The organism is Bacillus cereus group sp. BfR-BA-01379, assembly GCF_022663605.1.
Classification (GTDB): domain Bacteria; phylum Bacillota; class Bacilli; order Bacillales; family Bacillaceae_G; genus Bacillus_A; species Bacillus_A mobilis.
In genome coordinates, this window is the sequence record NZ_JAKUFT010000129.1 from 1 (window position 1) to 7,001 (window position 7,001).

Below are 7,001 nucleotides of genomic sequence, written 5' to 3' on the forward strand. Positions count from 1 at the left end.
CAATTACATTTTTGTTGAAATATATATTTAAAACAGCTGGAAAAGTAGAAGTGCAAGGAAGAGAAAAGTTACCAGAAGGCGGCCCGTATGTTGTTGCGTGTACACATACAAGTTTTATGGATGTATTAATGTTAGCTACAGGGATGTATCCGACCCAAATTCATTACATGGCTAAAAAAGAATTATTTGAAGGGAAGTTCAAAAATTGGTTCTTTAAAAATGTGAATGCATTCCCTGTAGATCGTGCAAATCCAGGACCGAGCACACTCAAAATTCCGTCACGCTTATTAAAGGAAGGCAAAGTAGTAGGGATCTTCCCAAGTGGAACGCGATCAACAGAAGACGTTTCATTAAAAGCTGGAGCTGTTACGATTGCGCTACGTTCTAATGTCCCGTTAGTACCGGCAGCTTATGTTGGTCCATCAAGTGTAAAAGAATTAATAAAGGGGAAAAAGGCGCAATTGATTTTTGGAGACCCAATTCAAATTGATGCTGAAGAACAAATAGATCGAAAAACAGCGATGAAAATGATGACAGATCAATTAAATGAGAAGTTTGAGGAGCTAAAGGAAACTTTGCAATCAAATCAAAAATAAGAAAAGACGACCGGGCATAGACGGTCGTCTTTTCTATTACTATTTATAATAAAGGGGAAAGGGGACACGAAATTTATATGAGCGTAGCGGCGTAAATGAAAGCAGTAAGAAGAACTGATCCGCTAGCTAGTCCTAAAAAATCTAATTTGTTAAAAGTGATATTGTTCATAATGAATTCTCCTTACTTGTTTAATGTAGAAGCAACAGCTTTAGCATCGATTAGAGCGGATAATACCATGCCCATTGTATTTAAAAAATTGTTTGATTTCACTTTGTTCATCATATGAATCTGCTCCTTTTCGAATAGTTGTTGTTTCCTTCTGACTTAATTGTATGAAATATTGCGGGGAGTCACTATCGAATTAGCTTACAGGAAAATTACACTTTTGTAAGAAAAACGAATGTAGGTGTAATGATGAGTAGATTTGACATATGTGCATGGAATTCATTAATTTAAAAGTAGAGGTGAGTGTATGGCTAATATTAAAGATATTGCAAAGATGGCGGGAGTTTCAGTTACGACTGTTTCGAGAGTATTGAATGATCATCCGTATGTAAGTGAAGAAAAAAGGAAAGCGGTTATAGAGATAGTTGAGAAATTGAATTACTCGCAAAACGCAAATGCTGTTCATTTATCAAAAGGGAAAACGAATATTGTTGGTGTGATTTTACCGTATATTAATCATCCATGCTTTGATGCGATGGTGGGCGGGATGATGGAGGTGGCGTTAGCTCATAATTACAGAGTGCTACTTTGCCAAACGAATTATAATAAAAAAGAAGAAATGAAAAGTTTACATATGTTAAAAACAAAACAATTGGATGGTCTTATTATTTGTTCTCGTGCAAATGATTGGGAAACGATAGAGCCGTATGCTTCCTATGGGGAAATTGTCGCTTGTGAAGATAATGATATTTCAAATATATCAAGTGTATATACGAATCATTCGGCCGCTTTTCAATTAGGAATGGATTATTTAATCAAGAAAGGTTATGAAAAAATTGGTTATTGCACGGGAAGGAAATTAGGACCGAGTAGTCAAAAGCGTTTTGATGTTTATAAACAGCAATTGCAATCTATAGATGAAGAAGTGAATGAAGAATGGATTTTCACAGAATGTTTTACATTAGAAGATGGTGTGAGAGTGGCTCATAAATTAAAGGAGATGCAGCATCTTCCTGAAGCGTTAATAGTAGCAGGAGATGAAGTTGCGATTGGGGTGATGACAGAAGCTGAAAAATTAGGCATTCAAGTTCCTAAAGATTTAGCGATTATTGGCTTTGATAATCAACCTATTTCGCAAGTGTTACAACTTACAACCATTGATCAAAATTTAAAGGAAATAGGTAAAAAGGCCTTTGAAATGTTTTATAGGCAAATAAGTGATGAAAGTTCTAAACAAGAAAAGGTGGAAATTCCATACGAACTTGTGGAACGCTCTACTGTTTAGTTTTAATCCGTTATGTGGAAAGTGCATAACGGATTATTTTTTTGAAATATCTTTGACAGGAAACGCGTTTCATACTTTATAAAGGAGTTAAACCGGTCTGTAATAATCCATGGATTCTTTTCAAAAATAGTATTTGGAGGGATATGCATGAATGAACTTTTATTGAGTATGAAAAAGTATATAGAGGATGATGAAAAGATTTTGGCCTTTGTAGTAGGGATATTTGAGAAGGATGATTTTGCGCTATCGTATCAACATGGGATTTTTGCTGCTACTACTAGACGTCTCCTCTTTTACGGGAAATTTCCATACTATCCTGCAACATTTAAAGATTATTCATATTTGCATATAGATAGCATAGATTTTCGTCCGCATTTCGAATGTACTTGTAATCATGAAACCATTCGAGCTAAGTATATCCAGAAGGGGAATGTGGAGCGATTTGTCCGTACAGTTAGAGCGAATATGAATAATTAATCACCCCTTTGTTTAAACATAATATCTCGATCTTTAAGAGTGAAAATGCGCAATAAAAACAACTTCTAAACCTCTAGGAGATAGTGATACAATGTCAAATGGGGGGAGGTATAAACTATGGTTAATCAACGTATAAAGGAAATAACACTAATTACAATTGGTTCATTATTATTCGCAATTGGTATTAATTACTTTGCAATTCCAAACCGTTTATCAGAGGGTGGAATTATCGGTGTAACGGTTGTTACGTACTATTTATTTGATTGGTCGCCGGGAATTGTGAACTTTGCTATAAATGCAATTTTACTAGCTATCGGTTATAAATTTTTTGATAAGAAAACGATGGTTTATACAATTTTAGGGATTGTAGAAACATCCTTGTTTTTATATGTTACGGAACATATTGAGTATCATGTAAATAGTGATACGTTATTAGCGGCTTTATTCGCTGGCTTATTTGTCGGTGTCGGATTAGGTTGTATGTTCAAAGCTGGAGGTACATCAGGGGGATCGGCAATCTTAGCACAATTAGCAAATCAATATTTAGGGTGGAGCGTTGGTAAAGGCGTACTTATTATTGATATCGTTGTAATTGCTGGTTCTGTATTTATAATAGGGCAAGAAAAAGCGATGTACACACTTGTTGCAGTATTCATCGGAGCAAAGGTGATTGATTTCATTGTAGAAGGAATGGATACAAAAACGGCTGTTACAATCATTTCGAATCAACCAGACTTAATACGTGAAGCTATTACGAAAAACATGACGCGCGGTGTCACTGTATTAGAAGGACGCGGCGGATATACTGGTAAAAATAAAGAAGTATTATATATTGTTATTAATAAACAAGAGCTTGTTAAGTTAAAGCAAGTTATCGGCCGAGTAGATGAAGATGCTTTCGTTGTTATTCATGATGTACGTGATGTACTTGGCGGTGGCTTTAAAGCGAGCTAAAAGGTGAACGAGTAAATTCGTTCACCTTTTTTAATTCTTACAAAAATGTAAGTGTAATGTAATGAGATTCAATAGTAGATTTTATTCCTTCTTTTTAAAATAGATGTATATATATCCTGCTGAGGAGGAATGTTTATTATGAAGAAAAAAATGATCACTACTATAATAGCGATGGTAGTGATAGTAATAATGTTACTGCCTACGAAACTTGGACCGGTTATCGATAAATATAATCCGCTTTATAAGACGAAAGAATACTATACGGTTGTGAATACAATTGGTCAGCCTATTGGTGATGAATGGTATGAATATGAATTTATTGCGTTTGACGAACGTGGCAGAGAACAAAAAATAAAGAAGACTGTTAAGCATATGTTAAAGAGAGATGAAGCATTAAAGGTATATGCAAAAGGGCGCTATGGCGAGGCGATTGAAGAAATTGAAGCTGTAAATATTCCTATTAATGCGAAGAGTAAACTTTTAGCGATGAGATAGCGAATTATACCCCCACCTATTTTTTGTCGAAAATAAAAATACTAGGTAGGGGTATTTTTGGATGTAGAAGAAAGCCTTAGTCTCCATATGGACTAAGGCTTTCTTCATTATATAAAGGGGAAGGGGGTACATTGTAGTAGCATGAATGAAAGGTATAAGAAGAATAGCTACTAGCAATGTAATTTGGTTATGTGAGTGTTCTTCTTATTTGGCTTACTTTCTAACTTTATTGTATGAGATGTAGCGAAGGGAAACTATCGAATTACATTACACATAGCTTACAAACATGTAAGCCTTCTGTAATGTAATTCGATGGTTAAAAGATAATGAATTTTATATAGTGTACTTAGAAAGTTTCACTGTATTACTTTCTGTTTGTAATATGAATGAAGGATGAAAACCAACTACTTTTTAATAGCCCTCATCTGTATGTAGATGAGGCTCTTTTTATAAACCTTACAACATTGTAAGGTTTACGTAAGTTAATTCGATAGTAAATTTGTCATATTTTTTGCATAATAGATACAAATAGATAAAAATAATTAGGGATATAGTAAGAAGGGAGAAAACTGGGATGCGTAAAGAAGAAGTAGTGAAGTTTCCAATTAAAGATTTCTGTAGCTACTTTACTGTTGCCGTAGTATGTATTGGATTATTTGATATCATAACAAACTTAATTGTTAAATAATATAGATGAAAAAACAAGAAGGGAGATCCCTTCTTGTTTTTTTTATGGGGGAATAAATATGAAATGGATTGATAGCCATATACATGTTGACCAATATAAGGATGAAGAGAGAAGTAGATTACTTACGACTACTGTCGGATTTACTAACTTATTAATGTCTTCGATACTTATATTTTCATATCCATTTTTAAATTCTGGGCTTATTTAGGAATAGCAACTAATGTCATTACGGCAGAATTATCAAAAGTCTCTGTTCCGTCTTTCGTTTCAAAAATATATACATGAAGTTTATAGTTAATTTAATTAAATAAATATTTGGATACAAATTAATTTTAACAAAAAAAATCATAAATGAACATTATTGTTTTTTTAGGAATTTATTGTAATATTTTATTTGTAGGGAGATGAAAAATATTACAATAAGAAATGATTTACTAAAATATATAAGAGAACCAGAAGGGTGGTTATTATGGACCAACCAATAAATGAAAGGTTAGGAATAAACAAATCATGAAAAAAATATATATTTTAATTTCAATATTAATAGTTTTATTGCTATGCTTAAGTGGAGTTATATTTTTCAATAATACAAAAAATGAAAAGTATATTATTTGGGAAAAAAACGTATACGAAAATGATAGTGTATTACAAAAGTTAAAAGATAATAATATTCCTTATAAAATTGATAAAAACAACAATTTGAAAATCCGAGAAAAGGATACAAACAAGGTAACTTTATGCTGTACATAATGAAACGGATGGAACGTGGGAATTTCAAGAGAATGTTATGACGCATCCGAGAATGATTCGAGAGGTATTAAAGGAAATTAGTGTTATAAAAAACCACCAAGCATTTTGCTTGGTGGTTTTATTTTAGGATTCTAATTTTTTCGCACGTCTTAATAAAAATAGAAAGACAATGATGAAGAAACCAAGTATAAGGAAGAATCCATATTGTTTTACATAATCCATTACGTCACTTGCACTTGTTGGTTTTTCAACGTGAATGCCCTCTTTATTAGTAGTAATATGAATATCTTTCATTTTCACTTCATTTGTTTCTTTTTGTAAATCAATCCATTGTATATTTGGAATGTTTTCTAAATCCTTTAGTACTTCTTTTAATGGGTTCACACCTAAGTAAGGATGATAGAATGCACCAATAACTCCATCGGATAATTTAGCAACAGATACAGCACGTTCCTTCATCTTTGCAATAGCATGTGGCTTATCTTCTTCAATAAAACCAACTGTTTCAGGCATTAATTTCATCCCGTGTAAAAATGATGGGGTACTTGTATAAAATGGTGAGTGCATGGATTTCCAAGTTGTATCACTTAACTGTAGTTGTCCTACATAAGTTGAAAAGTATCTTGATAATATTTCATATCCTTTTTGAGACATCGTGTAATGGGGTGCTTCAAATGCGACAGGATATAGTTTGGCATCTACAAGTTCTTGAATGCCTTTTTCAATATGCTCAGTTGTATATTTTTCTTCAAATTCTTCCCCTTTTTTTACGTATGCATTGTATGCTTCTATATTAGGAAAGTCATCTTTTGTTTTTGGTTTTTCATGCTTCGGTTGACGAATTGGTTGGTCTGTTTTTACGTCCCAAAATTCAAAACCTTCCCCAGTTTCACTATCATAAAATTGGTGTGTATAACCATGCATAATAATTGCTGCACCATTATCTTGCATAGAGCGTAAAAGATCAACTAGCTCAGGTTTATCTTTTAAATGTATTGTCTTCCCTGTATCAGGATCTTTATATACCGGTATGACTGTAATCATGTAAGGAATCTTTTTCTCTTTTAGTAATTCAGCAATTTCTTTTAATTGATTTGTGTCTGCGGCTGGATGAACATCCTCAAGACGTAAATAAGCTTCCACCTTATTTGTCGTTGGTTTTTGTCCAAAGTAAGAAAATAACATTTCTCCGACGTAATGAGACATCCAGTCAAAGAGATTTGGCGTTGCAACGTAATAAGATGTTTCGCGCTGAACGATTAGTGGGCTCTTGCTATTTGAGCTTACAGCGTTAGCAAGAACGGTTCCGTTTGTATCAAAAGATTGAATCAATCGTTCTTCTTCTAAAGTGTTTTTTAGTTTATTACTTGGATATTCGATTTTATTAACTCGTATATCATTATCCTTTAGCGTAATGAAAGAAAAGCGATTAGATAATTGTTCAACATTTTGTCCTAAAACTAATACTGGGCCTGAGAAATTTTCTAGAATTTGCTTTATTTCAATAGGAAATTCTTCTTTTTGTTCACCGATATAGACAATATGTGTATAAGAAGATGAATTAGTAATTTCATTAGCCTTTTTTAAACT

The 7,001-nt window shown here is 33.1% G+C and carries 7 protein-coding genes and 2 pseudogenes; 7 read left to right on the forward strand and 2 right to left on the reverse strand.

Translation table 11 applies throughout. The features are described 5' to 3' along the window. The first annotated feature begins 2 nt into the window (after positions 1 to 2). Complete coding sequence (locus tag MR113_RS26305) at positions 3 to 596, forward strand: lysophospholipid acyltransferase family protein (RefSeq protein ID WP_242257384.1); 594 nt, start codon at positions 3 to 5, stop codon at positions 594 to 596. Positions 597 to 669: 73 nt separating this feature from the next. Here the strand turns inward: MR113_RS26305 and MR113_RS26310 are convergent, their stop codons facing one another. Next, on the reverse strand, positions 670 to 765 hold the full coding sequence (locus MR113_RS26310; RefSeq protein WP_070127837.1) for a DUF3948 family protein: 96 nt from the start codon (positions 763 to 765) through the stop codon (positions 670 to 672). A 304-nt stretch (positions 766 to 1,069) separates the two neighbouring features. Between MR113_RS26310 and MR113_RS26315 the strand changes: the two genes are divergently transcribed. The 6 genes and pseudogenes from MR113_RS26315 to MR113_RS26340 form a co-directional block, all read left to right on the forward strand. Further along, the gene (locus MR113_RS26315) at positions 1,070 to 2,047 is read left to right on the forward strand and encodes a LacI family DNA-binding transcriptional regulator (protein WP_242257385.1); all 978 of its coding nucleotides are present in this window, start codon (positions 1,070 to 1,072) and stop codon (positions 2,045 to 2,047) included. A gap of 147 nt (positions 2,048 to 2,194) precedes the next feature. After that, entirely contained in the window at positions 2,195 to 2,524 is a 330-nt protein-coding gene (locus MR113_RS26320; RefSeq protein WP_242257386.1) for a PH domain-containing protein, read from the forward strand. Positions 2,525 to 2,641: 117 nt separating this feature from the next. Then, a complete protein-coding gene (locus MR113_RS26325) occupies positions 2,642 to 3,478 on the forward strand; it encodes a YitT family protein (protein ID WP_242257387.1) in 837 nt (278 codons plus the stop codon). 138 nt (positions 3,479 to 3,616) lie between these two features. After that, positions 3,617 to 3,973 carry a YxeA family protein gene (locus MR113_RS26330; protein WP_088022593.1) on the forward strand — a complete coding sequence of 119 codons (357 nt, stop codon included), beginning with the start codon at positions 3,617 to 3,619 and terminating at the stop codon, positions 3,971 to 3,973. Positions 3,974 to 4,686: 713 nt separating this feature from the next. Beyond that, positions 4,687 to 4,785: pseudogene (locus MR113_RS26335) on the forward strand (TatD family hydrolase); the annotation flags it as partial. Between the two features lie 627 nt (positions 4,786 to 5,412). After that, positions 5,413 to 5,505, forward strand: a pseudogene (locus MR113_RS26340) (TatD family hydrolase); the annotation flags it as partial. 29 nt (positions 5,506 to 5,534) lie between these two features. On the opposite strand, the gene MR113_RS26345 reads toward MR113_RS26340, so the two are convergent. Further along, the coding region (locus MR113_RS26345) for a DUF2334 domain-containing protein (protein WP_242257388.1) at positions 5,535 to 7,001 on the reverse strand (1,467 nt) is incomplete at its 5' end.

Coding starts and splice junctions, on each gene's coding strand:
- MR113_RS26330 (WP_088022593.1), top strand. CDS start 3,617: ATGAAGAAAAAAATGATCACTACTATAATAGCGATGGTAGTGATAGTA.
- MR113_RS26315 (WP_242257385.1), top strand. CDS start 1,070: ATGGCTAATATTAAAGATATTGCAAAGATGGCGGGAGTTTCAGTTACG.
- MR113_RS26320 (WP_242257386.1), top strand. CDS start 2,195: ATGAATGAACTTTTATTGAGTATGAAAAAGTATATAGAGGATGATGAA.
- MR113_RS26310 (WP_070127837.1), bottom strand. CDS start 765: ATGAACAATATCACTTTTAACAAATTAGATTTTTTAGGACTAGCTAGC.
- MR113_RS26325 (WP_242257387.1), top strand. CDS start 2,642: ATGGTTAATCAACGTATAAAGGAAATAACACTAATTACAATTGGTTCA.